Below are 26,845 nucleotides of genomic sequence, written 5' to 3'. Positions count from 1 at the left end.
CAGGCCATGATCCTCGTCGCCATGGGCGGCAACCTCCTACGCCGGAATGCCCATCCCTGACTTTCCAAACGGACTCTAAGAAAAATCAGGCGCAGCGAGGTAGATTTCAAACTGGGCTCGCTCGTGCCAAGGCAGGACTATTCCGCCGAGCCCTCGAATCTCTTCAATGGTCAAACTGAAATCTCGTTGCACATCCCTTTTAAGGTCATCCGGGAAAGTGGTTTGAGCGTATCTCGTGGCAACCTGCATGCCGCGCCACGCAGCTGTTTGGGGATCGGCCTTGCAGAGACCTGCAAAAACGGCGGTATAGGCGTCACCGACCCCAACAGAATTTACCGTTTCGCCTAGTACAGCCGGTATCGCCTCCACCTCGTCGCTGCTGAGGTTGAAAAGTCTGCTCCCGCCTCGGTTCTCTTTCAAAAGCAAGCTCTTGGCGCCCAAATCTCGACAGATGGAGACAAGCGAAGAGACATCCTTGACTGCGACAGATGTGAATAAATCTGAAGAAGTGGAAATTGCGATGGCTGAAACCCGGCCTGAGAGTGGCTTCAAGTCATCTAATGAATTGATGTCGTAGGCGATATCAACTGTTATCGCCGCATTCTCATCAAATGCTGTCGTCACCTGTGTGAGATCAAATGAACCTGGAAATAATGCTATGTTCGTGTATTTGACGATCTGCGCTTTGGCGTCGAGTAAACGTACTTTCTTCGTATCTCGAAGGAGATTTTCGTAACCCTGATGTCCAATCTCTCGTACATCGCCGATCACAAAAACGTTTGGGGCTCCGACAACATCACCTAGCCGTATGAAGTCAAGGCAGCCATGGTTTCGAAGGTAAGTCTCGGCTTCGTTGGTCAAATATTCAGGGCACACTGCAGCAACGGCATATTGAATGCCAGAGGCCCAAAGTCCTCTTGCTGCGTGAACAATGCCTCCCAACCGCATTTTCACGGGTGAGTTGGCTGTCCCCAAAGTGAAGTCAATGCAAATCTCGCCTACCACAAGGAGAGTTTCGTTTTTCATATCGCGGCAAAATCCGCATCGACGCGAGGGTGCGGTGTCGCCGAGGAGTTCACGATGACGCCTTTGTATTGAATCCCCTCGCGCAGGCATCCTGCCAAGTAGTTGAACTTGGTAGGCAGTGCTCCAACACTTAACCCACCAGGACCTATTGCCACTACTCGTTTGCGTAGCTCTAGTGTGAGTTCGGTTCCGCGGGGTGGCACTGTGCCATTTGCAGTGAAGAAGTCATGCAAGCCAACGTCTTCAAGCCCTGCATTAAAGGCTTCGCGACACTGGTCTTGGCCGCTGCTACCGCCGGATGATCCCCCGTTGCCTGCTGGCTGGCTCGGTTTGCGTGAATAGTCAGAGAAACTCCCACTGCCGCTACTGCCCACAATATTCCCCCTATTAAGTGTACGCGATGTGAAGGGTACGTTGGCCTAAATTAAAGTTAATTGCAATTGTTCTTGGCTTTAGTGAGCAGCCTACTTCCATTCTGATGTGTGTGAGCGATTGCGAAGCGCGGCTTGGCCATAACGTGGCACAATTGGCAGTCGGTGATTACCTGACTTCGTTTCGCAATCAGGTTCACCAATGCCTTGATCTATCGTGTAGGCTAGGGACTATCGGTATACATGACTGGATCTGCGTGACCTCACCCCTCTCCAATCCCCGCCTCCTCGGCCTCGCGCTCTGGCTTGCCGCGCTCGTGGCCTTCGTGGCCGTGTCGGTGGAGACGTCGCGGACGCGGATGGCGGACGAGCTGGAGGTGACGGGGCGGACCCTGCACCGGCTGATCTCGCAGCGGGTGGCGCAGCATGACGCGCATCTGACCAGCCTGATCGCGCTGTCGAGCGGGGCCGAGCCCGCGCCGCCCGGGGCGATCCGGCAGGTGATGGAAAGCATTACGCGCTTCTATCCGCGCATTGCCTGGCTGGCGCTGGTTTCGCTCGACCCGGTCGCCGGTTCGGGCGCCGGCGCGGCGGGCGGGGCGCAAGGGGCGGCGAGCGACGCCGGTGGCGAGGTGCAGGGATCGGACGGCGCCGGCAACGGCGCATCGCTGCCGGCAGGCATCACGGGACAGGCGGGGGCCGAGGGGAGCGGGGCGTCTCAGCCGGCAGGCGTGGGCGGCGCGGAAGGGGCGCAGGCCGCGGGTGACGGAGCCGGGGGGCCGGTTGCCGTGCGCGACGTGGTGACGGTGCCGCCGGGCGGCGGCGTCGACCTTGCGCCGCTGGCTCAGGAGATCGCAGCGCAGGTGCGCGGCAAGGCGAGCATCTATGCCGCGGGCGAGGGGCGCTATCTGCTTGCCAAGCGCGCCTCGGGGACCTCGCACCTGGCGGTGGTTCTGCTGATCGACACCGCACAGCTTCTGGTGCCCGAGGAGCGGCCGGCCTGGGCGCATCTCGAGCTCAGCCTCGACGGCGCGGTGCTGGTGGAGCAGCCGGCGGAGCCCGGCCTGGGGCTCGGGGTTTCGTGGCTGGCCGTGCCGCATTTCGAGAAGGTGATCGACGGCGAGGGGCAGCGGCTCCTGCTTTCGCTCGACCGGGCGCTGCCGCTGGCCGCGCTGGTGCCGCCGGAACGGTTCCTCGGCTTTGCCGCGGTGGCGGGGGTTTTGACGCTTGTGCTGGTGTTCGCGCTCGGGCAGCGGGCGGCGGTGCGGCGCTCCGAGCTTGCGGCGCGCGAGGCCGAGGAGCGGCTTGCCGTGCAGGAGCGGGAGACTCGGCTCGCGCATGCCTCGCGCGTCAACGCCATGGGCGAGCTGGCCTCGGGCATCGCGCACGAGCTGACGCAGCCGCTGACCGCGCTGCTCAGCCGCAGCCAGGCGGCGCTGAGGCTGGCGCGGGCGGACACGCCGGACATGGCGATGATTTCGGGGGCGCTCGACGTCAACGTGCGCGAGGCCAAGCGCGCCGGCGAGATGCTGAGGCGGATGCGCGACTATGCCTCCAACAAGGCGCCGGAGCGGGCGCGGCAGGACCTCAACGCCATCGTGGCCGAGGTGGTGGCGCTGACCCGCACCGACCTCGAGCGGCGGCAGGTGGCGCTGGTGCTGGAGTTCGGCGAGCCCGCGCCGCATGCGGTGGTCGACGCGATCGAGATGGAGCAGGTGCTGCACAACCTGATCCGCAACGCGGCCGAGGCGACAGGCGCCGGCGGGACGGTGACGGTGGCGACCGGGGCGGCGGGGCGCGAGGCGAAGCTTGCGGTCAGCGACGACGGGCCGGGGATCGCGGCCGAGGTGCTGCCGAAGCTGTTTACGCCGTTCTTCACCACCAAGGCCGACGGCATGGGGCTGGGGCTGTCGCTCTGCGCCACGCTGGTGGAGCGGGTGGACGGGCGCATCGAGGCGGAGAATATCCTGGGCGGCGGGGCGCGGTTCACGATTTCGCTGCCGCTGGCCGGGGAGAGGTAGGGCATGCACAGGGTCTATCTGGTCGACGACGACGAGGCGGTGCGCGAGGCGCTGGCGTTCCTGCTCTCGACCTATGGGATCGCAGCGGAGACCTTTGGCGACCCGGCGACGTTCCTCGCGCATGTCGACGAGGACCGGCCCGGCGTGCTGGTGGTGGATCTGCGCATGCCGCTGGTGTCGGGCCTGCAGCTGCACCAGAAGCTCGCCGAGCGCGGCATCGACTGGCCGACGATCATGATCACCGGCCATGGCGACGTGGCCGCCTGCCGGCGCGCCTTCAAGGCCGGCATCCAGGACTTCTTGACCAAGCCGATCGACGGCGAGGTGCTGGTCGATGCGCTGCAGCAGGCATTTTCGAGCCTCGACGCGGGGCTGGAGAAGCGCGAGGCGCGCGCGCTGCTGGCAAAGCTGACGGAGCGCGAGCGCGAGGTGCTCGACATGGTGGCGCGCGGCTGGGCGAGCAAGGAGATCGCGGCCGCGCTCGAGGTCTCGGCCCGGACCATCGACGCGCACCGGGCGAAGATCGCCGAGAAGCTGGGCACCAGTTCGGTGGCCGAGCAGGTGCGACTGGCGCTGATTTCGTGAGCGGGCATGATCTTGGCCGAAAACCGGCCTCCACTGATCGGGGGCATGCCCTGGCGGTCGCAGTAGTAGGTAATCCTACCTAGGCCGGGTGGTGGCATCGCGGATTCTGCCGCGGCCGCGATTTGGGTAGTTCTGATCCCGGACAAGCGAAACGCTTTCTCCCGAGACATCATCAGGACAGGAACCCAGTCATGATCAAGAGCATCCTCCTTGCAGCCGCCGCCACCGTCGCCGTCACCGGTGCCGCTTCCGCCCAGGTGCTGACCGAGAAGAACATTTCTTCCGGCCTCGCCGTCGAGATCGCCCAGCGCGCGGTCGCTGCCTGCGCCGCCGACAAGTACAACGTGACCGCCGCCGTGGTCGACCGTGCGGGTGTGCTGCGCGCGCTCGTCCGCGCCGACAATGCCGGCACCCACACGGTCTCGGCGGCCCAGGACAAGGCCTTCACCTCGGCCTCGTCGCGCACGCCGACCTCGAAGATGGCCGAGAACGTGCAGAAGAACCCCGGTGCTGCCGGCCTCGTCGACATCGACGGCTTCCTCGTTCTGGCTGGCGGCATGCCGATCAAGGCCGGCGACGCGGTGATCGGCGCCATCGGCGTCGGCGGCGCGCCGGGCGGCAACTTCGACGAAGCCTGCGCGGTCAAGGCGATCGAGGCGGTCGCCGACCAGCTGAAGTAACGGCTTCGCCGGCAACGGTCCCGCCGGCGAAACTCTGCCCCGCATCCGGTTCCACCGGATGCGGGGATTTTGCGTTTGAGCGCGCTTGCGCAAGGGCGCGGGATGCCGGCGCAGGCGGCTTTGCGGGCATTTGGCAGCCTTGCCCAAAATCGTTGCGGAGCGGGGCGAATGCGTCTATATACGGGCCGAATTTCCCAACTTGGTGGTCTTTATCCACCGCCCGCGCGAGGGACGCGGGCGAACGAAGAGGATTTATCGCATGGCCAATACGCTGCTTATGCCCAAGGCAACCGCCGTCTGGCTGGTCGACAACACGGCGCTGTCGTTCGACCAGATCGCGCAGTTCTGCTCGCTGCACCCGCTCGAGGTGAAGGCGATCGCGGACGGCGAATCGGCGCAGGGCATCAAGGGCATGGACCCGGTCATCACCGGCCAGCTGACGCGCGCCGAGATCGCCAAGGGCGAGGCCGACATCAACCATCGCCTGAAGCTGTCGGAGCCGAAGGTGCGGGTGCCCGAGACCAAGCGCAAGGGTCCGCGCTACACGCCGCTGTCGAAGCGCCAGGATCGCCCGAACGCCATCTACTGGCTGGTCAAGAACCATCCCGAGCTCAAGGACGCGCAGATCTCGCGCCTGGTCGGCACGACCAAGGCGACGATCGAGCAGATCCGCGAGCGCAAGCACTGGAACATCGCGCAGCTGACGCCGATGGACCCGGTGGCGCTCGGCCTGTGCTCGCAGATCGACCTCGACATCGAAGTGCAGCGCGCCTCGCGCGGCCGCGAGGCGCCGGCGCCTGTCGGCGACACCCTGCTGCCCGCCGCGCTGACCGAGCGCCTGACGCCGCAGGAAGCAGCGCCGAAGGACGAGGAGAAGGAGCTCGACGCCAATGCCGTCTTCGCCAAGCTCTCGGCGCTCAAGTCGAAGAAGACCGACGACGAGGAAGACGAAGACAAGTTCTGAGCGGCGGATACCGTTCGCAACGAAAAAGGCCCCGCAGCGCGGGGCCTTTTTGCGTTGGGAGGGGAGTAAGGGAGTAGGGGAGTAGGGGAGTAGGGGAGTAGGGGAGTAGGGGAGTAGGGGAGTAGGGGAGTAGGGGAGTAGGGGAGTAGGGTTGGCCTTCATCCTGCCCTACTGCCTTACTCCCCTACTCCCCTGGTGAAGCCACGAACCTCAGCGTGCCGACCACGCGCGGGCCACCCGCGTGATCGGACGGGTGGTTGATGCCGTCCATGACCGGCACCGCGGCGAAATCGAAGGGGCTGACGCCGGCGAGGATGGCGGCGTTGACGCCGTACTGGTTTGGGTTCGAGCGGCGCTTGTGGTGGGTGTAGATGCCGCATTTCGAGCAGAAATAGTGTTTCGCCGACATGGTGTTGAACTGGTAGATGGCGAGCGCGTCGGCACCTGACAGCACGTCGACGCCGCCGAGGTCGGCGGAGACCGCGACCGCGCCCTTCATCCGGCAATAGGAGCAGGTGCAGCGCCGCGCCGAGTTGAGCCCGTCCGACAGCCGGACGCGCAGCCGCACCGTGCCGCAATGGCAGGCGCCGTCGATTTCCTTGATGTCCATGTTCATGGGTAGAATGTCTCGTTGCACAACGGGGCGAGCTTGATCGCCGGCCAATCGCTTCTCAAGTGTCAGACGGCGATTCTTGATGGACCTGATTGATCCATCGTGGAGCCTCCAGAGCGTAGTCTTGCAGAACCAAGCGTTTGTGGCTACATTGTAGCTACACAGGAGTTCGGCAAGTGGCTACGGAAACGGTTGTTCGCGCTCGCATCGATGCTGCAACCAAGGAACAGGCGACCGAGGCGCTTGCGGCCATGGGGCTGTCGGTGTCGGATGCAATTCGATTGCTTTTGATGCGTGTGGCCGCGGACAAGGAGTTTCCCTTTCCAGTGAAGGTGCCCAACGCGACGACCCGCAAGGCGATGGCCGAACTCGAAGAGGGCAAGGGCAAGCGGCTGTCCTCGCCAGATGAGTTGTTCAAGGATCTTGGCATCTGATGTTGACGCCGGTCCGCTCCTCGCAGTTCCGGCGGGACGTCAAGCGGATCGAGAAGCGCGGCAAGGAAATGGCCAAGCTGCGCGAAGTGCTGACACTTCTGCTGGAAGGCACAGAACTCCCCGACCGCTATCGGGATCATCCGCTCAAAGGTGACTGGAAGGGCTATCGGGATGCGCACATCGAGCCCGACTGGCTGCTGATCTACCGCATCCTCGGCGAAGAGTTGCAGCTGGCGCGCACCGGTTCCCATGCCGACCTGTTCCAGGAATGAGCAAGAGTTCTCATCCGCGCGAGCTGCGGTCGGTTCCAAAAGTCTCGCTGCGCTCGACGCTGCGGTAGTAGTCGACCAAAAGCTTGCCGCGCTCGGGCTTGAAGCTGCGGCCGGCCGAGGTGACGGCGGAGATGCGGTCGATGCGGAAGGCGCGGAAATCGTCGCGCATCTCGCACCAGGCGATCAGGGTCCAGACCTTGCCCCAGAACCACAGCCCGAGCGGGCGGATGTCGCGGGCCGAGCCGCGGCCGGCCTCGTCGTTGTAGTCGAGGCGCAGCACCTGGCGTTTCTCTACGGCGCGCTCGATCAGGTCGATGGCCTCGCGGTCGGCGTCCGACACCACCCACATCGGGGTGTGGATCTCGGTACGGGCGATGCGGTCCCTCTCGCTGTCCGGCAGGACCGCGCCGATCTTGACCAGCGCCTCGTCGGCGGCCCGGGCCATGGCGGCGCCGCCGAAGGCGCGGACCATGCGGGCGCCGGCAACAAGGGCAACGATCTCGTCACGCGTGAACATCAGCGGCGGAAGGTCGAAACCCTCCCTCATGATATAGCCCACGCCGGCCTCGCCATCGATCGGCACGCCCGTCGACTGCAGGTCGGCGATGTCGCGATAGATCGTGCGCTCGGACACCTCGAGCCAGGCGCCCAGCTTCTGCGCGGTGACCAGCCGGCCGCCACGCAGATGCTGCACGATCTGGAAAAGCCTGTCGGCTCGTCTCATGCAAATCCCTCGAAATCCGGGACGTCGCGCGCCTTGGATCGCGTCGCAATGACGTCCATGATCATTTTCCATCGCATCGTCGTTCCGACGGTCCGCCGCGACCGCAGGCGATGCGCTATTCCGGCAGGCCCTCGCGCCGGCGCTGGGCAGCGCCGAAAGCCTGGCCAAAAGAAAGTCTGCCCGTGGTGGGCGTCGTCCTGTCGAGCACGCGCCAGAAGGGCGTGATGTCGCGCAGGCCCGCACCGCGCTCGACGTCTTCGTTGGCGGCTTCCGCCACCGTCCTCAGGTGGTAGCCGATGGTCACCGGACAGGTGACCTCGGCTCCGTGTCGTCGGGCCAGCTCCCGCCGCAGGGTCCGTACATCGAGATGCACGCCCCGCGGAATGGTGCGGATGAAGTCGTCGACCTGCCGCGCGGTGGGCACCAGCATGCTCTGCCCCTCGACGACATCGGAAAAGCTGCGCGGCGACGGCCTGATGCCGTTGATGCCTTGAGTGTTCAGCCTTTCGGTCCAAGTCTTCACCCCATTCCTCCGGCGGGCATGGCGAGACATTGCGACTGTATCATTGCACAGGCCTCCTGACAGCATAGTGTCAGGAGGGTGCGGAAAACTCGCGCGCGAACATCGCCCGCATCTGGCCGAATTGTTCTTTGTTTTCCGGCAGTAACGCCTCGAGCACGGCGATCGCGAAGGTGCCCGGGGCCGAGCCCGGGGCGGAGACGATCCTGCCATCGGCGACCGCATGCGGCACGTCCCGGTAGCCCGCGGCGCCGGCATAGCCGGGCTCGTGGCCGAGGATCCAGTCGCGGCCGTTGGAGGTGTGGGAGACACCTTCGAACAGGCCTGCGCGCCAGCGCCAGCGTGCCGCCGCAGATGCCGGCGACAACGCCGCCGCGTTCCGCCACCGCGCGAAGCAGCGGCGCAACGTCCGGCGCATCCTCGGCCGCCCAGCCGTCGGAACCGATGACGGCGATGGCGTCGAGGTCGCCGTTATAGGCAGGATCGGAGCTGCGGTCGGCGACAAGCCTGACGCCGCCGATGGAGGTCAGCGGAGATGCGTGCGGCGAAAGCGACACCGTGCGCAGGCCGAACCACTCGACCGCCGAGGCCGCGAGCAGGCCAAACTCCCAGTCGGCATAACCCTCGATGAACAGCAGCCCGATGGTCCTTGTCATCGGATTTCCTTCCCTCAGTTGCTGTCGCCACGCCGGCCGAAACGGTCGGGCCAGCCGATGTCCTTGCGGAGGTCCTCGGGAAGCGAGTTCATGAAGCGCTCCGTGCGAATCTCATTGTGGATGGTCCTGATCTTGCCCGCATAGTGCCTGACCGCGCGGAAGATATCGGGTGTGAACGTGCTCATGGCTATCCTCCTTGTCTCTTACCGGAGGACTATCTCACACCCCTCCTGACAGCAGTCTGTCAGGAGGGGTGTGCCGGGATTCAGGAGGCGACCTGCAAACGGCGGCCCCCTGCGCTTCCGGTACTCGCGTGCCTGAATGTGCGCTCCGTTCCGGTTCTCGGGGGCGCTATTTTCGACTCGGCCTGGCCTGAATCCCGGTACATCCCGGAGCGCTTCCGCTTGCTCAGCCCTTCACCGGCACCGTGTAGTTGAGCGCCAGCCGTCCGCCGTCGGCGAAAATCGTCTGGCCGGTGATGTAGCTGGCGTCATCGGAAGCCAGGAACGCGGCGACGGCGGCGATTTCTTCCGGCTCGCCGATGCGTCCGAGCGGGGTGCGGGAGAGAACGCGGTTCCTGGTCGCCGCATCGGCGGTGACGCGCGCCAGCATGTCGGTCGCGATCGAGCCGGGGCCGATGGCGTTGACGCGGATGCCCCAGGGCGCGAGCGCCAGCGCCATGACGGTGGTGAGCTGGGCCACGCCGCCCTTGGACACCGCATAGGGCACCTGGTCGGCGATGGCGACCACCGAATTGACCGACGACATGTTGACGATGGCGCCCGGCTGGCCGCCGGCCTCGACCCTGTCCACCATGACGCGCGCCACGGCCTGGCCGGCGAGGAAGGCCCCCTTGAGATTGACGGCGAGGACGCGGTCGAAATCGGCCTCGGCGACATCGAGGAAGTCGGCCTTGTGGTCGATGCCGGCATTGTTGACCAGGACGTCGACCTCGCCGAAGGCGTCGACGGTGGCGGCGACGAGATTGTGGACATCGAGGCGTTTGCCGATGTCGGCGCGCACGAAAAGCGCCTGTCCCAGCCGCGCGAGGTCGCGCTCGGCGGCGGCACCCGCCTCCTGATCCATGTCGGCGATGACGACGCGCGCGCCTTCGCGCAGGAAGCGTTCGGCGATGGCGTGGCCGATGCCCCTGGCGCCGCCCGTCACGATCGCGGTCTTGCCGTCGAGCCTCATCGTCCGCTCCCGTTGCAGCAACTCCACGGCCCGACAGTGGCGGCAAGGCGGGGAGAGGTCAACCGCTGCCTGCGGGCGGGGGTTGGCCCGCCGCCGCCATCGCGACCGCGCCGAAAGTGCTCTCGCCCTTGCGGGGTGGGTACTTGCCACCTCCAGAACTCCGAATACCCCCACCCTTTATCCCTCCCCACAAGGGGGAGGGAGGGCTGAGATGCCGCGCTTCTCCGCACCCAACCGCACTATTTTCCACCCGCGCTGCCGCGCAAACCTTGCATCCGCGGCGTCGCTGGGTATGGTCCCGGCGAAATTTCCGCGCATCCCCCGCAGCCCAGGAGGAAGGGAACCCATGGCCGGCTTCAAGACACTCGACACCATCGGCAACGTCAGCGGCAAGCGGGTTCTGGTCCGCGTCGACCTCAACGTACCGGTCGCCGACGGCAAGGTGACGGACGCGACCCGCATCGAGCGCGTGGCGCCGACCATCACCGAACTTGCCGGCAAGGGCGCCAAGGTGATCCTGCTCGCGCATTTCGGCCGCCCGAAGGAAGGCCCGGACCCGGCCCTGTCGCTGGCCCCCATCGCCGCCGCCACCGCCGAGGTGATCGGCCGGCCCGTGGCGTTCGCCGCCGACTGCGTCGGCGACAAGGCCGAGGCTGCCGTGGCGGCGATGAAGGACGGCGACATCCTGCTGCTCGAAAACACCCGCTTCTACAAGGCCGAGGAGAAGAACGACCCCGCCTTCGTCGAGAAGCTTGCCGCCAATGGTGACATCTTCGTCAACGACGCGTTTTCGGCCGCCCACCGCGCGCATGCCTCGACCGAAGGCCTCGCCCACAAGCTGCCGGCCTATGCCGGGCGCACCATGCAGGCCGAGCTGGAGGCGCTGGAGAAGGGCCTCGGCAACCCGGTCAAGCCGGTGGTCGCCATCGTCGGCGGCGCCAAGGTCTCGACCAAGATCGACCTGTTGATGAACCTGGTGAAGAAGGTCGACGCGCTGGTGATCGGCGGCGGCATGGCCAACACCTTCCTCGCCGCGCGCGGCACCAATGTCGGCAAGTCGCTCGCCGAGCACGACCTCGCCGCCACCGCCAAGCAGATCATGATCGAGGCCGCGCAGGCCGGCTGCGCCATCGTGCTGCCGTCGGACGGCGTGGTCGCGCGCGAGTTCAAGGCGGGTGCCGCCAATGAGACGGTGGCGATCGACGCGGTGCCGGCGGACGGCATGATCCTCGACGTCGGCGCCAAGACGGTGGCCTCGGTCAACGACTGGATCGACCGTGCCGCGACGCTGGTCTGGAACGGCCCGCTCGGCGCCTTCGAGATCGAGCCCTTCGACAGGGCGACGGTGGCAGCGGCCAGGCACGCGGCGGCCCGCACCAAGGCCGGCAAGCTCGTCTCGGTCGCCGGCGGCGGCGACACGGTGGCGGCACTCAACCACGCCGGCGTGGCCGACGACTTCTCATACGTCTCCACCGCCGGCGGCGCCTTCCTCGAATGGATGGAAGGCAAGGAGCTGCCGGGCGTGGAAGTGCTCAAGGCCTGAGCCGCGGCACGCCTTCCCGCGAGGGCCCGTCTCCAGCGCGCCGCGCCTCCCCACCGGGATGCGCGGCGTTCTAACATATTGATTCTGTGCCCTGCGGCTCGATTCCCGGGGCGATCGCCACACTTGCGGCACGGCCGATAACCTTTGGCGCGTTGCCCGCCTCATTCGTGATCCCGGCTAAACCGATTGAAAAAATTTCAATCGGTTTTAGGCTTCCCGGCGGCATTCCGTTCGGGAAAACCATCTGCTATGCGCCCCGTCATCATTCAGGAGGTACTTGTATGAGCGAACGTCTCGAGGACATCGCCGTCGCCATGGTGGCGAACGGCAAGGGAATTCTGGCTGCGGACGAAAGCTCCGGCACCATCAAGAAGCGTTTCGACGTCATCGGCGTCGAGTCGACGGCCGACAGCCGCCGCGACTATCGCGAGATGATGTTCCGCACCAAGGAGGCGATGACCAAGTACATCTCCGGCGTCATCCTCTACGACGAGACCATTCGCCAGACTGCTGCCGACGGCACGCCGCTGGTCGAGCTCATCAAGGCCGCCGACGCCATTCCCGGCATCAAGGTCGACGCCGGCGCCAAGGCGATCGTCAACTTCCCCGGCGACACCATCACAGAGGGCCTCGACGGTCTGCGCGAGCGTCTGGCCGAGTACCACAAGCTCGGCGCCCGCTTCGCCAAATGGCGCGCCGTCATCGACATCGACACCGGCAAGAACGTGCCGTCGGCCTACTCGATCTCGGCCAACACCCAGGCCCTCGCCCGCTATGCGGCGCTGTGCCAGGAGGCCGGCATCGTGCCGATCGTCGAGCCGGAAGTGCTGATGGACGGCGCCCACGACATCGACACCTGCTACGACGTCACCAAGGCGACGCTGGTGAAGCTCTATGACGAGCTCTACGCCGCGCGGGTGAAGCTCGAGGGCACGATCCTGAAGCCGAACATGGTCATCTCGGGCAAGAAGGCCGGCAGGCAGGCCGGCGCCGAGGAGATCGCCGAAAAGACCATCAGGCTGTTCCGCGAGACGGTTCCGGCGGCCGTGCCGGGCATCGCCTTCCTGTCGGGCGGCCAGTCCGACGAGGAGGCCACCGCCAACCTCAACGCCATCAACGCCATCGGCCCGCATCCGTGGAAGCTGACCTTCTCCTACGGCCGCGCGCTGCAGGCAGCGCCGCAGAAGGCATGGTCGGGCAAGGCCGAGAACCTCGGCGCCGGCCAGGCCGCCTTCACCCACCGCGCCCACATGAACCACCTGGCCGCGCTCGGCCAGTGGAAGCCGGCGCTGGAGAAGGCGGCGTAAGCCACGCCTTCAGGCAAGAAATGCGAAAGGCCCCGGAGCGATCCGGGGCTTTTTTGCTTACTGGTCTCGTTCGGCTTGAGGGCCGAACGCCCCCTCGTCCGGCGGCCTCGCGGCCAGCTTCTCCGCGTCGGGGAGAAGAGCAGGGCTTGCCGGCGCGGCTGCCTCATTGCGCCAGTAAAGCAGATAGGCCGTCGCCAGCGCGGCCGCATATTGCGCCGCCACCGCCAGCTGCTGCGCCAGCGAGGGCGTCCAGATCTTGCCGAGCGTCATCGCCCCCAGCACGCCCGCGAACGTCCAGAACACCGGGCGCTGCTGGTAGGCGTCGAGCGTCAGGTCGCAGACCAGCCTGGCCGAACAGATGCCGGCGGCGGCGCCGAGCAGGGCGGCGGCGACGCGCACGACATTGGGCCGGACGCCCCAGAGCAGGAGGGCGACCGCGTCGGGGAAGGTGTCCGCGCCGATCATGACCATGCTGACGACCGCGTAGTGGACGAGCGTGTAGGTCACCAGCGCGACGACCATGGCCGCCGCCGTCTCGGCCCCGAGGGGGATCTTGACCTCGCCGTCCGCTTCCATCGTCATCTTCGGTCCCGGATATTCCCAAGCAGCTTTGGGTGGCCGGCCTCGGCCGGGGCGCGAGGCCCCCCGCCACCCGCCATGGCGTTGGTCACCCTTCAAGCGCCACCAAAGCACCGGGCGCGTGCGCTGCCAAGCGCCTGTTGCGGTCGACCCCCAGCCTTCGCGCTGCCTTCTGCCACCATCCGGGTCCGTGGCACCCATGTGAAGCCGGATGGCCGGCTTGAGATTTCGGTGAAAGCACGCTATAGTTGCATTAATTGTAAAGGCATTACTGTTGGTTGCGGCAATCTATCGAGATCGGCGGAGCGGCGATGACGACGAGGCTGAATGCTTTCGCCTTTGGCGCGTTCGGCGGGACGCTGCCCACCATCGCCAACCTGGCGAGTACCTTTGTGGCGGCCCCGTCCACCGAGCCGCCGGCGATCGGGCTCTATCTCGGCGTGCTGCTGTGGGCCATCGTCGGCGGCGGCGTGGCGCTGACCAATACCAGCTACGAGACGAGGCAGGCCATCTTTGCCGGGGTCGCCGCACCCGCCATCCTGGTGAACATCGTCGCGGGCGCGACCGGCAAGCAGGTGGAGGCTACCCGGCTGGAATTCTTCTCCTCGGCCTACGCCCAGACGCCCGGCGGCGCCGATGTCCTGCCTGACGCCCTGTTGACGCCAAAGGTTGTCGTGTTACCGACCGTCAAGGGCGGTATCCCAAAAAGCGTGTCGCTGGCGGTTTCTGCCGAGGTGACGAAGGACGGCCAGACCGAGATCGTCGACATCGGCGCGATCAAGGACCTCGGCTCGGAGACGACGCTCGTGGTGCCGCCCGGGACATCCCAGGTGCTCATCGACGGGAAACCGGTGTCGACGACCGGCGAACTGACGACGATCGACCTTTCGGTGACCACGGCCCCGTCCGCCGGCGGCGACCTGTGGTGGGCGCTGGGCGCGGCGCGACGCTTCTCGATCCAGCAGCTCGACGTGTCGCAGGGCGAGGTAAGGTGACCGGTCTCGCCGGTCGCCTGCGAGGCGTCCCGGCATCTGTCCCGTTCCGGCACAGCTCCGGCTGGCATGTTCCGTGCACGGTAAGGTTTGCCGGCCACTGCCGGTCCTGATTTGTCTCAAGATCAGGGATGGGCTCGCCGGAGTTGGGACGGGGTTTGGCTCCGGCGGGCTCCATCATCATAGGCACCGGCCGCCATCGCGGAACGCGTGCAAGATCGGCTCCAACCGGTCGAACGAGCCCTGATCGCGGGTTCTGCCGCATCGAGAATTCAACCCTCCGGGCCGTCACCACCGTCGAAATTGGTAGCCGCGCGTGCCACGCGGCAGATTGAAGGGCATGTTTTCCGGCACATAGGGTGTGCCATGACGATCCGCGGCATGCTCATCAAGGGCCATCAGGTCGACGGTCTCGTCCGCGCCATCGGCCTGCGGAAATCCGCGTCGGTGCTGCTGCGCAGGGCGCTGCGCCTGGATTCACCGGTCCAGGCCTTCTGCCAGGATCACCTGCTCAGTATCAGGCCGCTGGACAGCGACCTGTTCGTCGTCTCCCAGATTTTCGGCAACCAGGAATACGAGATCGGCGGTGGGGGCAGGGAGGCGCTCAACAGGCTTGCGAGACTGTGGCGGCAGAGCGGATCGACGCCGGTCATCGTCGATGCGGGAGCCAATGCCGGCTACTCGACGATCTATCTTCGCGATCGCTATCCGGAGGCCATCGTCGCCGCGGTCGAGCCCGATCCCCAGGCTTACGAAATGCTGATCTCGAACTGTGCCGGACTGGACCGCATCATGCCCTTCCATGGCGCGCTTTGGGATCACGATGGCGAAGTCGCGCTCCGGATGAGCGACGGTCCGTCCTGGTCGAGAGGCGTTCTGGACGGAGGGGGCGTGTCTTCGATCACGCTTCGCAGCCTGCTTGCCAGGATACCGCGAGCGCGACTGCTGATGCTGAAGATGGACATCGAAGGGGCCGAACTCGAGGCGACGCGCAACTGCGGCGAGCTGCTTTGCGACACGCCCTGCATCGTCATCGAGCCGCACGACTTCATGATGCCGGGTCGGGGCTGCCTGAGCCATGTCTTTGCATCGCTGGCCGGCAGGAAGATCGACAGCCTGATGAACGGCGAGAACCTGATACTGATAGAGTCGGATCTGCTGGCGTCGGCAAGCGCGTCGTAGGGCACAACCCGCCGGGCTACCTCCTAGAGCGCTTCCGCTTTTCTTCGAATCGCGGAAACGCTCTATCTCTTTGTTTTGACGCAATTCCGGACGGAAAACCGCTGCGCACTTTTCCTGGAATTGCTCTAGCCATGCCCCAGAAGTGCGGTGGCGGAGATCGCCGCGAGCGCCAGCACCGCCAGCTTCCAGAAATCGCGGCGCTGCCTGAGCCCCGGCAGGCCGAGCGGTTTGATGAGCTGGATCGCCATGATGGCGAGGATGATGAGCGACAGCGCCTTCGACATATCCGCCTTTGAGCAATTCGGCGCGCGCCTGTCAAAGCATGGCGCGGCATCTGCTATTGTGCGCTACGGTTTTGGAACAGCGGCCGTGCGCGGAAGCGCGTCGGAATCCGCGCCGAAACGGGCCCTGCGGCCCTGCCGTTCAACCAAGGTCAAATGGACGTCCCGAGAGCGAAGACGGTAGAAATTCAGCCAATAGAAAAGAGCCCGCAGGGGCAAGGACATCCTGGGAAGGAGACGCCATGTCATCTCGCTATCACGAGGTCTATGACGGTTGGGTTAGGGACCCCGAGGGCTTCTGGGCCGAAGCGGCGCACGACATCGACTGGTTCAAGCCCTGGGACAGGGTGTTCGATGCCGATGGCGGCGTCTACGGCCGCTGGTTTGCCGGCGCCGAATGCAACACTTGCCACAACGCGCTCGACCGCCATGTCGCTGCCGGCCGCGCCGGCCAGGTGGCGCTGATCCACGACAGCCCGATCACCGGCACGCAGAAGAAGTTCACCTATGCGGAGCTGCTCGCCGAGGTGAACGCGCTGGCAGCGGTGCTGCGTGACCAGGGCGTCCAGAAAGGCGACCGCGTCATCATCTACATGCCGATGGTGGCGGAAGCCGCCTTCGCCATGCTCGCCTGCGCGCGGCTCGGCGCCGTCCACTCCGTCGTGTTCGGCGGCTTCGCCGCCAAGGAACTGGCCACCCGCATCGACGACGCCACGCCGAAATACATCATCTCCGCCTCCTGCGGCATCGAGCCCGGCCGCGTCGTGGCCTACAAGCCGCTGCTGGATGCCGCGATCGAGCTTTCCGGCCACAAGCCCGACGGCTGCCTGATCCTGCAGCGGCCGCAGCTGGCTTGCGACCTCGCCGCCGGCCGCGACGTCGACTATGCCGAGGCCGTGGGGGCGGCGCGCGCCGCAGGCCGTGGCGTCGAATGCGTGCCGGTGGCCGCCACCGATCCGCTCTACGTGCTCTACACCTCGGGCACCACCGGCCAGCCCAAGGGCGTGGTGCGCGACAATGGCGGCCACATGGTCGCGCTCAAATGGTCGATGGAGAACGAGTTCGGCGTCAAGCCGGGCGAGGTCTTCTGGGCTGCCTCCGACGTCGGCTGGGTCGTCGGCCATTCCTACATCGTCTACGCGCCGCTGCTGCACGGCTGCACCACGGTCCTCTTCGAGGGCAAGCCGGTCGGCACGCCCGATGCCGGGACATTCTGGCGTGTCATTTCGGAACACGGCGTCGTTGCCCTGTTCACCGCGCCCACCGCCTTCCGCGCCATCAAGAAGGAAGACCCGCAGGGCGCGTTCGTGCCGCGATACGACCTGTCGAAGTTCCGCACGCTGTTCCTCGCCGGCGAACGCGCCGACCCCGAGACCATCAAATGGGCCGAGCAGAAGCTCAAGGTGCCGGTCATCGACCACTGGTGGCAGACCGAGACGGGCCATCCGATCTCGCAGAATCCGGCCGGGCTCGGCCTGCTGCCGGTCAAATACGGTTCGCCCTGCGTGTCGATGCCGGGTTACGACGTGCGCGTGCTCGACGATGCCGGCCATGAGGTCAGTCGCGGCACGCTCGGCAACGTGGTGGTGAAGCTGCCGCTGCCGCCCGGCTGCCTGCCGACGCTGTGGAACGCCGACGAGCGCTTCTTCAACGCCTATCTCGCGGAGTTTCCCGGCTACTACAAGACGGCGGACGCCGGCTATGTCGACGACGACGGCTATCTGTTCATCATGGCCCGCACCGACGACATCATCAACGTCGCCGGCCACCGCCTGTCGACCGGCGGCATGGAGGAGGTGGTCGCCGAGCACCCCGACGTCGCCGAATGCGCCGTCATCGGCATCGCCGACGCCATGAAGGGGCAGGTACCCTGCGGCTTCATCGTGCTGAACTCGGGCGTCGCCCGCGACACCGCGCTGATCGAGAAGGAGGTCGTCGGCCTGGTGCGCGACCGCATCGGCCCGGTCGCCGCCTTCAAGACGGTGGTCACCATCAAGCGCCTGCCCAAGACGCGGTCGGGCAAGATCCTGCGCGGCACGATGCAGAAGATCGCCGATCGCGAGGCGTGGAAGATGCCGGCAACCATCGACGATCCGGCCATCCTCGACGAGATCACCGAGGCGCTCAGGGCGAGGGGGATCGGGGTCTGACGCGATCGTCAGCGATCGCCGGCTTGCGCAGGCAGCCGGCAGGCGGCAAGTTGCCCCGGACTGGAAGCCGGGGCGGATGCGGTGCGGAACTGGACGATCAGATACTGGAACTCGTTCTCGACGACGGGGCTGCTCATCGGCACCCTGTTCTTCGCCTTCTCGCTGACGCCGACGCTGATCCCGCGCAACTATCTCACCCAGGGCGTGCTTTCGGGCTGTTCGGCTGCCGCGGGCTACGGCATCGGCTTCTTCCTGCGCTGGCTGTGGCGCTATCTCGAGCTGCCCGAACTCAAGGCGCGCACGCTGAGCCTCGGCAAGCTGGCCGCCGCCTTCGCCTGCGGTATCGTCGGGCTGATCTTCCTCTGGCGCGCGGCCGAGTGGCAGAATTCGATCCGCGTCGTCATGGGGCTCGACCCTCTCGACACCGCCCATCCGCTCGAGGTCGGCGGCATCGCGCTGATTGCCTTCGTGGTGATCGTGGCGCTTGCCCGGCTGTTCAAGCTGACGCTGGTGTTCATCTCCGAACGGCTGCGCCGCTACGTGCCGACGCGCGTCTCCTACGTCATCGGCACCACGCTCTCGGCGCTGCTGTTCTGGTCGGTCGCCGACGGGGTGATCTTCCGCTACGCGCTGCGCGCCGCCGACAGCTCGTTCCAGCGGCTCGATGCGCTGATGCCGCCCGAGACGCAGCAGCCCGCCGACCCGGGCAAGACGGGCAGCGCCGGCTCGCTGGTGCACTGGCAGGACCTCGGCCGCATGGGCCGCTCCTACATCGCCAGCGGGCCGACGGCCGCAGAGATCCAGGCCGTCACCGGCAGGCCGGCGAAGGAGCCGATCCGGGTCTATGTCGGGCTGCAATCGGCGGAGACGCCGCAGCAGCGCGCCCGCCTCGCCTTCGAGGAACTGAAGCGGGCGGGCGGCTTCGAACGCGCAGCGCTGGTCATCATCACGCCGACGGGCACGGGCTGGGTCGACGAGCAGGGCATCGATCCGGTCGAGTTCCTGCATGACGGCGACATAGCGAGCGTCGCCGCGCAATATTCCTATTTGGCGAGCTGGCTGTCGCTGCTGGTCGAGCCGGGCTACGGGGCCGAGCAGGCGCGCGCCCTGTTCGCCGAGGTCTACGGCTACTGGCGCACCCTGCCCAGGAACAAGCGCCCGAAGCTCTATCTCTACGGCCTCAGCCTCGGCGCGCTGTCGTCCGAGCTTTCCAACGAGCTGTTCGAGGTGCTGGGCGACCCCTACCAGGGCGCGCTGTGGGCGGGACCGCCTTTCCCCAGCCGGATCTGGAACGCTATCACCGCCGACCGCAATCCCGGCACGCCGGCCTGGCTGCCCGAGTTCCGCGACGGCTCCTACGTCCGCTTCACCGCACAGAAGAACGCGCTCGCCGTGCCGGGTGCGGCCTGGGGGCCGTTGCGGGTCGTCTACCTGCAATATGCCAGCGACCCGATCACCTTCTTCGACCCGCACGCCTTCTACAGCGAGCCGGACTGGATGAAGGCGCCGCGCGGGCCCGACGTGTCGCCCGACCTGCGCTGGTATCCGGTCGTCACCTTCCTGCAGCTGCTGCTCGACGTCGCCATGGCGACGACGTCGCCGATAGGCCACGGCCATGTCTATGCCGCCGAGCACTATATCGACGCCTGGCTCGAGGTGACCGGCGTGGGCTGGCCGGCCGGGGACGTCGCCCGGCTGAAGCAGCATTTCATTGACGCGCGCAAGTGAGCGGCGGCCGACGCTAAAGCATTTCCGCTTTTCTTCGAATCGCGGAAACGCTCTATCTCCTTGTTTTGACGCAATTCCGGACGGAAAACCGCTGCGCACTTTTCCTGGAATTGCTCTAGCGAATGAGGTCGGCCGCCCTGGCGCCGAGCGCTGCGATCAGGTCGTCGGGGCGCATGCGGATCTGCAGGCCCCTCTGGCCGCCGTTAAGGAAGACCGCGTCCTCAAGCGTCGCCATCTCCTCGACCGCGGTCTGGACCGGCCGGCGCTGGCCGAAGGGCGAGATGCCGCCGACCTTGTAGCCGGTCAGCCGCTCGGCATCGACCGGCTTCATCATCTGCGCCGACTTGGCGCCGAAGGCGGCGGCGACCTTCTTCATGTTGACCTCCTGGTCGGAGGGCACGACCACGCAGGCCGGCTTGCCGTCGACCTCGACCATCAGCGTCTTGAGCACGATTGCGGGCGACACGCCCATCGCCTCGGCCGCCTGCAGCCCGACGCGCTCGGCGCCGGCGTCGTAGTCATAGGTCGCGAGCGCGAACGGGACGCCGGCCTTGGCAAGCATCAGGGTGGCGGGCGTGGTCCTGGACATGCCCTGTTGTGCAACAGGGGCATCGGGCTCCGCAAGGGCGGCGGCGCGTCGAGCCGGGGCCGTCAGCCGCGCCGCGCCGCAACGATCGCGGCGACGTCGATCTTCTTCATGTCCATCATCGCGTCGAAGGCGCGCTTGGCTTCGTCGCCGCCGACGGCCAGCGCCTCGGTCAGGACGCGCGGCGTGATCTGCCAGGAGATGCCCCATTTGTCCTTGCACCAGCCGCAGGCGCTTTCCTCGCCGCCATTGCCGACGATGGCGTTCCAGTAGCGGTCGGTCTCCTCCTGGTCGTCGGTCGCGATCTGGAACGAGAAGGCCTCGTTGTGCTTGAACGTCGGGCCGCCATTGAGGCCGAGGCAGGGGATGCCGGCGACGCTGAATTCGACCGTCAGCACGTCGCCCGCCTTGCCGGACGGATAGTCGCTCGGAGCGCGGTGGACGGCATGCACCGCACTGTCGGGAAAGATCTCGGCATAGAAGCGGGCCGCGGCCTCGGCGTCCTTGTCGTACCACAGGCAGATCGTGTTCTTGGCGATGGCCATGTCGTCGTCCTTTCCTCGTTGAAGTCCGCCGGTTGTCCGCGCACCCGGAGGCGTTCGCAGTCCGCCCCGACGGTGCGCTACGGACATAGAATGCGCTCGCGCTTCCGGCGTTCCGCCGCAACGCCCAAAAGGCGGACGTCGGCGCCTCAGGCGTCCTCGGACAGGCCTTCGGAGGTGGTTGCGGCCATGTCCTTCGCCGCCGGCGACTTGCGGCGGGCGAAGAAGGCGGCGACGCGATCGCGGATCTCGCCGGCGCTGAGGAAGACGGGAACCGGCGGCGGCGGCGGGGCGGGCTCGACGGACAGGCCGACCGAGACGATGCGGCCCTTCTCGTCGACGTCGCGGACGATCAGGTCGATCAGGCCGAGCGAGACGCGGTCGGCATATTCGACATGGCCGCGCAGCCGCTGGGTGATGAGGTCGGCGATGGTGAGGCCGCGCTCCTCTTCCCTGATCGAGGCGCCGTAGACGGCCTCGAGCTCGCCGGCGAGATGGGTCTGGTCGACGGTGAAGGAGCCGAAGAAATCCTCGTCCTCGGCATCGACCTCGGCGCGGCTGGCGAACAGCCGGTCGAGCAGGCGCGGGTAGCGGTCGGGCACGAAGATGTAGACGTTGTCGCCGGCCATGAGGCGGCCCATGTCCTGGAAGCGCATCGAGCGGCCGTCGCGCACCACCAGCGACGGCCGGGCCCAGCGCGGGATGCGCTGGCCCCTGGCGACCGGGCTGCCGGATACGACGCGATAGGCGAGCAGTTCGTGGTGGGCGGAGCCGGGCAGCTCGAGCTCGACCTTGTCGAGCGGGCCGTAGCGCTGTGGCACGATGAGACCCAGGCGGCGCGCGAGCGGGCCGACCGTCCAGCCCTGCACCATCAGCGACGCCAGCACGACGATGAAGGCGATGTTGAAGATGGTGCGGCCATGCTCGAGCCCGCCGAGCAGCGGCGTGATGGCGAGCAGGATGGAGACCGCGCCGCGCAGGCCGACCCAGGAGATGAAGGCGGTTTCCTGGCGCGGGATGCTGAACGGGATGAGGCAGAGCCAGACGGCCACCGGCCGCGCGACGAACATCAGGAACAGGCCGAGCACTAGCGCCGCCGGCAGGATCTCCGGAAACTGCGAGGGCGTGGCGAACAGGCCGAGCACCAGGAACATGATGATCTGGGCGAGCCAGGACATGCCGTCCTGGAAGCGCTTGAGGGTCGACACCGCGCGGATGTCGGAGTTGCCGGCCACTAGCCCGGCGAGATAGACGGCGAGGAAGCCCGAGCCGCCGATGGCGCCGGCGGCGGCGAAGACCAGCAGCGACAGCGTCAGCACGAAGATGGGCAAGAGCCCGCGGTCGAGGTTGAGCCGTTCGACCAGCTTGACGATGAGGAAGCCGCCGAGCAGGCCGATGGCCGCGCCCAGGATCATCTGGACGAAGAAGCCGATGACGAGGTCGACGAGCAGAAGGTCGGCGTCGGGCTTGGCGCCGAGCGCGATGATCTCGACCAGGGTGATGGTGAGGAAGATGGCGATCGGGTCGTTGGTGCCGGACTCTATTTCCAGCGTCGCGCGGACGCGCTCGCGCAGGTTGATGTTGCCGGCGCGCAGCAGGAAGAACACGGCGGCCGCATCGGTGGAGGCGACCGCGGCGCCGAGCAGGAAGGATTCGAGCCAACTGAAACCGGTGAGGTAGTAGGCGGCGACGCCGAAGATGAGCGTGGTGATGGCGACGCCGACGGTGGCGAGCGTGAGCGCAGGCATGCCGGCCTGGCGCAGCACGCCGACCGAGGTGCCGAAGCCGGAATCGAACAGGATGACGGCGAGTGCGATCGAGCCGACGAAATAGGCGATGTGGGCATTGTCGAAGACAATGCCGAGGCCATCGACGCCGCTGGCAAGGCCGATGCCGAGGAACAAGAGCAGCAGCGGGGCGCCGAAGCGGAAGGCGATCAGGCTCGAAAAGGCGGCGGCGACGACCAGCGTCGTGCCTACCAGAGTGACAAGATATACCGCCTGTTCCATGCCGACCTGTCCGCGAAGCAGCCCTAGGTCCTCCTCCATTCCCAAGAAATCGAGGAGGATCTAAATTCTTGCTGGAGCATGACCTTGAAAACCGGTTCCCACTTTTCGCTGCGCGGACCTACGCTTCGGGATCATGCTCTCTGCTGGTCAATGGAGAGTGCGGCGAAGACAAGGCCATGCGCAAGCGAGAATGCTTTTTTGCCGGCTGGGCCAAAGATTTTTCTGCGGTGCAGCAAAAACGAAAACGCCCGGCCGGGGCCGGGCGTCGTCACGGGACCGAAACGGTCCGAACATGCGTCGCAATCAGGCGATGGTCTTGCCGAAGGCGACGGCCGTGTCGGCCATGCGGTTCGAGAAGCCCCACTCGTTGTCGTACCAGGACATGACGCGGACGAGGTTGCCGTCGATGACCTTGGTCTGGTCGAGCGCGAAGGTCGACGACGCCGGGTTGTGGTTCAGGTCGATGGAGACCAGCGGCTCGTTGGTGAAGGCGAGGATGCCCTTGAGCGAGCCATTGGCGGCGGCGACGAGCGCTGCGTTGACCTCGTCCACGGTGACCGTCTTCCTGGACACGAACTTGAAGTCGATGACCGAGACGTTGGGGGTCGGCACGCGGATCGACACGCCGTCGAGCTTGCCCTTGAGCTCCGGCAGCACCAGGCCGACGGCCTTGGCGGCACCGGTCGAGGTCGGGATCATCGACATCGCCGCGGCACGGGCGCGGTAGAGGTCCTTGTGCATGGTGTCCAGCGTCGGCTGGTCGCCGGTGTAGGCGTGGACGGTGGTCATGAAGCCCTTCTCGATGCCGAAGGCGTCGTTGAGGACCTTGGCGACCGGCGCCAGGCAGTTGGTGGTGCACGAGGCGTTGGAGACGACGACATGGTCCTTGGTGATCTTGTCGTGGTTGACGCCGTAGACCACCGTCAGGTCGGCGCCGTCGGCCGGAGCCGAGACGAGCACGCGCTTGGCGCCGGCGGCGAGGTGCGCCGAGGCCTTGTCCTTCGAGGTGAAGATGCCGGTGCACTCGAGCGCGATGTCGACGCCGAGCTCCTTCCACGGCAGCTGCGCCGGGTCCTTGATCGCGGTGACCCTGAACTTCTCGGAGCCGATGATGATCTGGTCGCCGTCGACCTTCACGTCGTGCGGGAAGCGGCCGTGCACGCTGTCGTAGCGCAAGAGGTGGGCATTGGTCTCGACCGGGCCGAGATCGTTGATGGCGACGACGTCGATGTCCTTGCGGCCGGACTCATAGATGGCGCGGACGATGTTGCGGCCGATGCGGCCGAAACCATTGATGGCAACTCTCACGGTCATGTCTGGTTCTCCTGGGGGACGTCTTAAGCCTGAAGCCGGGCCTTGGCCGCCTCGGCGGCGGCCTCGGCGGTGATGCCGAAATGCTTGTAGAGGTCTTCGATCGGGGCGCTGGCGCCGAAGCCGTGCATGCCGATGAAGATGCCGTCGGTGCCGATGAAGCTGTCCCAGCCCATGCGGATGCCGGCTTCGATCGCGACCTTGACCTTGGCGTTGCCGATCATCGCCTTGCGGTATTCGGCGCTCTGCCTCTCGAACAGCTCGAATGCCGGAACCGAGACGACGCGGGTCGGATGGCCGGCGGCCTGAAGCTGCTTGCGGGCCTCGAGCGCGATCTCGACTTCCGAGCCGGTGGCGAAGATGGTGACCTGGGCTTCGCCGTCGGCGGTGGCGAGCTCATAGGCGCCGTAGCCGCAGAGGTTCTCCTCGACGAACTCGGTGCGCACCGCCGGCAGGTTCTGGCGGGTGAGCGCCAGCGTCGAAGGCGTCTTCGCCGATTCGAGCGTCAGCTGCCAGCATTCGGCGGCCTCGGTGGCGTCCGCCGGGCGGAAGACGATGTGGTTGGGGATGGCGCGCAGCGCGGCGAGGTGCTCGACGGGCTGGTGGGTCGGGCCGTCCTCGCCGAGACCGATCGAGTCGTGGGTCATGACGAAGCCGACGCGGATGCCCATCAGCGAGGCCAGGCGCATCGCCGGGCGGGCATAGTCGGAGAAGGTCAGGAAGGTGCCGGAGTAGGGGATGACGCCGCCATGCAGCGCCATGCCGTTCATGGCCGCGGCCATGCCGTGCTCGCGGATGCCGTAGTGGACGAAGCGCTGGCCGTAGTCGCCGGCCGAGATCGGCTTGGTCTGGCTGGTCTTGGTGTTGTTCGAGCCGGTGAGGTCGGCCGAGCCGCCGATGGTCTCGGGCACCACGCCGTTGATGACCTCGAGCGCCATTTCCGACGACTTGCGGGTGGCGACCTTCGGTTTCTCGGCGGCGAGCTTCTTCTTGTACTCGGCGATCGCGGCATCGAAGCCGGCCGGCAGGTCGCCGCGCATGCGGCGCTCGAACTCGGCGCGGGTTTCAGTGCCGGCCTCGGCGAGACGGCCTTCCCATTCCTTGCGCTTCCGGGCCGAATTGAGGCCCGCCAGGCGCCAGGCGTCGAGGATGTCGGACGGCACCTCGAAAGCCGGGTATTCCCAGCCGAGCGCCTTGCGGGTGGCTTCGATCTCGGCGGCGCCGAGCGGCGAGCCGTGGACCTTGTTGGTGCCGGCCTTGGACGGCGCGCCGAAACCGATGGTGGTCTTGGCCGAGATCAGGGTCGGGCGGTCGGAACGCTTGGCCGCCTCGATGGCGCCGGCGATCGCTTCGGGGTCATGTCCGTCGATGGCGAGCGTGTTCCAGCCGGAAGCCGCGAAGCGGGCGAGCTGGTCGGTCGAGTCGGCCAGCGAGATCGGGCCGTCGATGGAGATGTTGTTGTTGTCCCAGAAGACGATCAGCTTGTTGAGCTTGAGGTGGCCGGCAAAGGACAGCGCCTCCTGCGAGATGCCTTCCATCAGGCAGCCGTCGCCGGCGAGCACGTAGGTGTAGTGGTCGACCAGCGCGTCGCCGAACTGGGCGTTGAGGATGCGCTCGGCGAGCGCCATGCCGACCGCATTGGCGAGACCCTGGCCGAGCGGGCCGGTGGTCGTCTCGATGCCGGCGGCGTGGCCGTATTCGGGATGGCCGGCGGTCTTCGAGCCGAGCTGGCGGAAGCGCTTGAGCTCGTCGAGCGTCATGTCCTCGTAGCCCGACAGGTAAAGCAGCGAGTAGAGCAGCATCGAGCCGTGGCCGGCGGAGAGCACGAAGCGGTCGCGGTCGTGCCAGTGCGGGTTGGCCGGATCGTACTTCAGGAAGCGGGTGTAGAGCACGGTCGCGATGTCGGCGGCGCCCATCGGCAGGCCGGGATGGCCGGAGTTGGCCTTCTCGACGGCATCCATCGAAAGAAAGCGGATCGCGTTGGCCATCCGGTCGTGTTTTTCGCGCGAGGACATCGTCTCTCCCATAACCCGAGAAAAATGGGGCGGCGGAGGCCCCGGAAAGGTGGGCGACACATAGCAGGCACAGGGCTTGAGTCAACAAATCGGTGCGTTTTCGCCGCCTTATTGCGGCGCCAGGTCACGCCTTCGCCGCGTTCCGATCGCCGGGCAAAGATCGTTAGCGGGGGAAAGGCCAAACAGCTTTGTTGACGCCCCGTTCAACCGGTGCCTAATGTTTCAGTCATAACGCGTTCTGAAACGTGCGCGATTCGGTGATGGGCGAGGGTCCATACGGGAACCATGACCGGGGAAACGACACTCAAGGAAGTCATTGGCCGGCTCGGAAGGGCAATCGACGCGCTGGAAGGTGCGGTCGGCGCGCGCCTGGAGCAGGAGCAGGACTACGGCGAAGCCGAGGCCGAGGTCCAGCGCATGAATGCCGACCGCGCGCGGCTGGCGCAGGAACTCGACAATTCCGAAGCCAGGGCCGAGCGGCTCGAAGAGGCCAACAAGGAAGTCTCGCGGCGACTGGTGACGGCGATGGAGACGATCCGCGCCGTCCTGGACAGGTAGGG

General features: G+C 66.4%; 26 protein-coding genes and 1 pseudogene. 13 read left to right on the top strand and 14 right to left on the bottom strand.

Going from position 1 to position 26,845, the window contains the following annotated elements; genetic code table 11:
• Window positions 1-75: 75 nt before the first annotated feature.
• A complete protein-coding gene (locus PV773_RS19395) occupies window positions 76-1,026 on the bottom strand; it encodes a hypothetical protein (protein WP_347967920.1) in 951 nt (316 codons plus the stop codon).
• A gap of 628 nt (window positions 1,027-1,654) precedes the next feature.
• Between PV773_RS19395 and PV773_RS19390 the strand changes: the two genes are divergently transcribed.
• The 4 genes from PV773_RS19390 to PV773_RS19375 all read left to right on the top strand — a co-directional run bounded on the left by PV773_RS19390 (window position 1,655) and on the right by PV773_RS19375 (window position 5,647).
• Window positions 1,655-3,418: a HAMP domain-containing sensor histidine kinase gene (locus PV773_RS19390; RefSeq protein WP_347967919.1), complete on the top strand. Its 1,764-nt coding sequence runs from the start codon at window positions 1,655-1,657 to the stop codon at window positions 3,416-3,418.
• A gap of 3 nt (window positions 3,419-3,421) precedes the next feature.
• Window positions 3,422-4,003 carry a response regulator gene (locus PV773_RS19385; protein WP_347967918.1) on the top strand — a complete coding sequence of 194 codons (582 nt, stop codon included), beginning with the start codon at window positions 3,422-3,424 and terminating at the stop codon, window positions 4,001-4,003.
• 191 nt (window positions 4,004-4,194) lie between these two features.
• Window positions 4,195-4,683 carry a heme-binding protein gene (locus PV773_RS19380; RefSeq protein WP_347967917.1) on the top strand — a complete coding sequence of 163 codons (489 nt, stop codon included), beginning with the start codon at window positions 4,195-4,197 and terminating at the stop codon, window positions 4,681-4,683.
• Window positions 4,684-4,942: 259 nt separating this feature from the next.
• Entirely contained in the window at window positions 4,943-5,647 is a 705-nt protein-coding gene (locus PV773_RS19375) for a DUF1013 domain-containing protein (RefSeq protein WP_347967916.1), read from the top strand.
• Window positions 5,648-5,831: 184 nt separating this feature from the next.
• Here the strand turns inward: PV773_RS19375 and PV773_RS19370 are convergent, their stop codons facing one another.
• The gene (locus PV773_RS19370) at window positions 5,832-6,263 is read right to left on the bottom strand and encodes a GFA family protein (RefSeq protein ID WP_347967915.1); all 432 of its coding nucleotides are present in this window, start codon (window positions 6,261-6,263) and stop codon (window positions 5,832-5,834) included.
• 173 nt (window positions 6,264-6,436) lie between these two features.
• Here PV773_RS19370 and PV773_RS19365 point away from each other — a divergent pair, with 173 nt between their 5' ends.
• Window positions 6,437-6,694, top strand: a complete 258-nt coding sequence (locus tag PV773_RS19365; protein ID WP_347967914.1) for a type II toxin-antitoxin system RelB/DinJ family antitoxin — start codon at window positions 6,437-6,439, stop codon at window positions 6,692-6,694.
• On the top strand, window positions 6,694-6,966 hold the full coding sequence (locus PV773_RS19360) for a type II toxin-antitoxin system YafQ family toxin (RefSeq protein ID WP_347967913.1): 273 nt from the start codon (window positions 6,694-6,696) through the stop codon (window positions 6,964-6,966). The genes PV773_RS19365 and PV773_RS19360 overlap by 1 nt, the downstream gene beginning before the upstream one ends.
• A 10-nt stretch (window positions 6,967-6,976) precedes the next feature.
• On the opposite strand, the gene PV773_RS19355 is transcribed toward PV773_RS19360, so the two are convergent.
• From PV773_RS19355 to PV773_RS19335, 5 genes and pseudogenes are all read right to left on the bottom strand, one after another.
• Complete coding sequence (locus PV773_RS19355) at window positions 6,977-7,690, bottom strand: YafY family protein (RefSeq protein WP_347967912.1); 714 nt, start codon at window positions 7,688-7,690, stop codon at window positions 6,977-6,979.
• A 115-nt stretch (window positions 7,691-7,805) separates the two neighbouring features.
• Window positions 7,806-8,213: a hypothetical protein gene (locus PV773_RS19350; RefSeq protein ID WP_347967911.1), complete on the bottom strand. Its 408-nt coding sequence runs from the start codon at window positions 8,211-8,213 to the stop codon at window positions 7,806-7,808.
• A gap of 70 nt (window positions 8,214-8,283) precedes the next feature.
• A pseudogene (locus PV773_RS19345) lies at window positions 8,284-8,866 on the bottom strand (DJ-1/PfpI family protein).
• A gap of 14 nt (window positions 8,867-8,880) precedes the next feature.
• The gene (locus tag PV773_RS19340; protein WP_347967910.1) at window positions 8,881-9,051 is read right to left on the bottom strand and encodes a hypothetical protein; all 171 of its coding nucleotides are present in this window, start codon (window positions 9,049-9,051) and stop codon (window positions 8,881-8,883) included.
• Between the two features lie 223 nt (window positions 9,052-9,274).
• On the bottom strand, window positions 9,275-10,060 hold the full coding sequence (locus tag PV773_RS19335; RefSeq protein WP_347967909.1) for an SDR family oxidoreductase: 786 nt from the start codon (window positions 10,058-10,060) through the stop codon (window positions 9,275-9,277).
• Window positions 10,061-10,406: 346 nt separating this feature from the next.
• Here PV773_RS19335 and PV773_RS19330 point away from each other — a divergent pair, with 346 nt between their 5' ends.
• A complete protein-coding gene (locus tag PV773_RS19330) occupies window positions 10,407-11,603 on the top strand; it encodes a phosphoglycerate kinase (RefSeq protein WP_347967908.1) in 1,197 nt (398 codons plus the stop codon).
• 281 nt (window positions 11,604-11,884) lie between these two features.
• The gene (locus PV773_RS19325; RefSeq protein ID WP_347967907.1) at window positions 11,885-12,910 is read left to right on the top strand and encodes a class I fructose-bisphosphate aldolase; all 1,026 of its coding nucleotides are present in this window, start codon (window positions 11,885-11,887) and stop codon (window positions 12,908-12,910) included.
• Window positions 12,911-12,967: 57 nt separating this feature from the next.
• Here the strand turns inward: PV773_RS19325 and PV773_RS19320 are convergent, their stop codons facing one another.
• A complete protein-coding gene (locus PV773_RS19320) occupies window positions 12,968-13,492 on the bottom strand; it encodes a hypothetical protein (protein WP_347967906.1) in 525 nt (174 codons plus the stop codon).
• Window positions 13,493-13,800: 308 nt separating this feature from the next.
• Between PV773_RS19320 and PV773_RS19315 the strand changes: the two genes are divergently transcribed.
• Window positions 13,801-14,484, top strand: a complete 684-nt coding sequence (locus tag PV773_RS19315) for a hypothetical protein (RefSeq protein WP_347967905.1) — start codon at window positions 13,801-13,803, stop codon at window positions 14,482-14,484.
• Window positions 14,485-14,847: 363 nt separating this feature from the next.
• A complete protein-coding gene (locus PV773_RS19310) occupies window positions 14,848-15,663 on the top strand; it encodes an FkbM family methyltransferase (protein ID WP_347967904.1) in 816 nt (271 codons plus the stop codon).
• A gap of 125 nt (window positions 15,664-15,788) precedes the next feature.
• Here PV773_RS19310 and PV773_RS19305 read toward each other — a convergent pair whose 3' ends face one another.
• Window positions 15,789-15,947, bottom strand: a complete 159-nt coding sequence (locus tag PV773_RS19305) for a hypothetical protein (protein WP_340037833.1) — start codon at window positions 15,945-15,947, stop codon at window positions 15,789-15,791.
• Window positions 15,948-16,186: 239 nt separating this feature from the next.
• Between PV773_RS19305 and PV773_RS19300 the strand changes: the two genes are divergently transcribed.
• Both PV773_RS19300 and PV773_RS19295 read left to right on the top strand, forming a co-directional pair.
• Window positions 16,187-18,094: a propionyl-CoA synthetase gene (locus PV773_RS19300; RefSeq protein WP_347967903.1), complete on the top strand. Its 1,908-nt coding sequence runs from the start codon at window positions 16,187-16,189 to the stop codon at window positions 18,092-18,094.
• A gap of 81 nt (window positions 18,095-18,175) precedes the next feature.
• Window positions 18,176-19,822 carry an alpha/beta-hydrolase family protein gene (locus PV773_RS19295; RefSeq protein WP_347967902.1) on the top strand — a complete coding sequence of 549 codons (1,647 nt, stop codon included), beginning with the start codon at window positions 18,176-18,178 and terminating at the stop codon, window positions 19,820-19,822.
• A 115-nt stretch (window positions 19,823-19,937) separates the two neighbouring features.
• Here the strand turns inward: PV773_RS19295 and ybaK are convergent, their stop codons facing one another.
• From ybaK to tkt, 5 genes are all read right to left on the bottom strand, one after another.
• On the bottom strand, window positions 19,938-20,411 hold the full coding sequence (gene ybaK / locus PV773_RS19290) for a Cys-tRNA(Pro) deacylase (protein ID WP_347967901.1): 474 nt from the start codon (window positions 20,409-20,411) through the stop codon (window positions 19,938-19,940).
• 62 nt (window positions 20,412-20,473) lie between these two features.
• Window positions 20,474-20,947 carry a VOC family protein gene (locus PV773_RS19285; protein ID WP_347967927.1) on the bottom strand — a complete coding sequence of 158 codons (474 nt, stop codon included), beginning with the start codon at window positions 20,945-20,947 and terminating at the stop codon, window positions 20,474-20,476.
• A gap of 152 nt (window positions 20,948-21,099) precedes the next feature.
• Entirely contained in the window at window positions 21,100-22,959 is a 1,860-nt protein-coding gene (locus PV773_RS19280; protein ID WP_347967900.1) for a potassium/proton antiporter, read from the bottom strand.
• Window positions 22,960-23,262: 303 nt separating this feature from the next.
• A complete protein-coding gene (gap, locus tag PV773_RS19275) occupies window positions 23,263-24,273 on the bottom strand; it encodes a type I glyceraldehyde-3-phosphate dehydrogenase (protein ID WP_347967899.1) in 1,011 nt (336 codons plus the stop codon).
• 23 nt (window positions 24,274-24,296) lie between these two features.
• Window positions 24,297-26,285 carry a transketolase gene (gene tkt, locus PV773_RS19270; protein WP_347967898.1) on the bottom strand — a complete coding sequence of 663 codons (1,989 nt, stop codon included), beginning with the start codon at window positions 26,283-26,285 and terminating at the stop codon, window positions 24,297-24,299.
• Window positions 26,286-26,570: 285 nt separating this feature from the next.
• Here tkt and PV773_RS19265 point away from each other — a divergent pair, with 285 nt between their 5' ends.
• The gene (locus tag PV773_RS19265) at window positions 26,571-26,843 is read left to right on the top strand and encodes a DUF4164 domain-containing protein (protein WP_340037826.1); all 273 of its coding nucleotides are present in this window, start codon (window positions 26,571-26,573) and stop codon (window positions 26,841-26,843) included.
• The last annotated feature ends 2 nt before the right edge of the window (window positions 26,844-26,845 follow it).

It is taken from the genome of Mesorhizobium sp. CC13 (genome assembly GCF_039907765.1).
Taxonomy (GTDB): Bacteria; Pseudomonadota; Alphaproteobacteria; order Rhizobiales; family Rhizobiaceae; genus Aminobacter.
The sequence above is the reverse complement of the archived record's forward strand: the minus strand, read 5'-3'. Positions and strand labels throughout refer to the sequence as shown.

Coding starts and splice junctions, on each gene's coding strand:
- PV773_RS19395 (WP_347967920.1), bottom strand. CDS start 1,026: ATGAAAAACGAAACTCTCCTTGTGGTAGGCGAGATTTGCATTGACTTC.
- PV773_RS19385 (WP_347967918.1), top strand. CDS start 3,422: ATGCACAGGGTCTATCTGGTCGACGACGACGAGGCGGTGCGCGAGGCG.
- PV773_RS19380 (WP_347967917.1), top strand. CDS start 4,195: ATGATCAAGAGCATCCTCCTTGCAGCCGCCGCCACCGTCGCCGTCACC.
- PV773_RS19375 (WP_347967916.1), top strand. CDS start 4,943: ATGGCCAATACGCTGCTTATGCCCAAGGCAACCGCCGTCTGGCTGGTC.
- PV773_RS19370 (WP_347967915.1), bottom strand. CDS start 6,263: ATGAACATGGACATCAAGGAAATCGACGGCGCCTGCCATTGCGGCACG.
- PV773_RS19360 (WP_347967913.1), top strand. CDS start 6,694: ATGTTGACGCCGGTCCGCTCCTCGCAGTTCCGGCGGGACGTCAAGCGG.
- PV773_RS19355 (WP_347967912.1), bottom strand. CDS start 7,690: ATGAGACGAGCCGACAGGCTTTTCCAGATCGTGCAGCATCTGCGTGGC.
- PV773_RS19340 (WP_347967910.1), bottom strand. CDS start 9,051: ATGAGCACGTTCACACCCGATATCTTCCGCGCGGTCAGGCACTATGCG.
- PV773_RS19335 (WP_347967909.1), bottom strand. CDS start 10,060: ATGAGGCTCGACGGCAAGACCGCGATCGTGACGGGCGGCGCCAGGGGC.
- PV773_RS19330 (WP_347967908.1), top strand. CDS start 10,407: ATGGCCGGCTTCAAGACACTCGACACCATCGGCAACGTCAGCGGCAAG.
- PV773_RS19325 (WP_347967907.1), top strand. CDS start 11,885: ATGAGCGAACGTCTCGAGGACATCGCCGTCGCCATGGTGGCGAACGGC.
- PV773_RS19320 (WP_347967906.1), bottom strand. CDS start 13,492: ATGACGATGGAAGCGGACGGCGAGGTCAAGATCCCCCTCGGGGCCGAG.
- PV773_RS19315 (WP_347967905.1), top strand. CDS start 13,801: ATGACGACGAGGCTGAATGCTTTCGCCTTTGGCGCGTTCGGCGGGACG.
- PV773_RS19310 (WP_347967904.1), top strand. CDS start 14,848: ATGACGATCCGCGGCATGCTCATCAAGGGCCATCAGGTCGACGGTCTC.
- PV773_RS19305 (WP_340037833.1), bottom strand. CDS start 15,947: ATGTCGAAGGCGCTGTCGCTCATCATCCTCGCCATCATGGCGATCCAG.
- PV773_RS19300 (WP_347967903.1), top strand. CDS start 16,187: ATGTCATCTCGCTATCACGAGGTCTATGACGGTTGGGTTAGGGACCCC.
- ybaK (WP_347967901.1), bottom strand. CDS start 20,411: ATGTCCAGGACCACGCCCGCCACCCTGATGCTTGCCAAGGCCGGCGTC.
- PV773_RS19280 (WP_347967900.1), bottom strand. CDS start 22,959: ATGGAACAGGCGGTATATCTTGTCACTCTGGTAGGCACGACGCTGGTC.
- gap (WP_347967899.1), bottom strand. CDS start 24,273: ATGACCGTGAGAGTTGCCATCAATGGTTTCGGCCGCATCGGCCGCAAC.
- tkt (WP_347967898.1), bottom strand. CDS start 26,285: ATGTCCTCGCGCGAAAAACACGACCGGATGGCCAACGCGATCCGCTTT.
- PV773_RS19265 (WP_340037826.1), top strand. CDS start 26,571: ATGACCGGGGAAACGACACTCAAGGAAGTCATTGGCCGGCTCGGAAGG.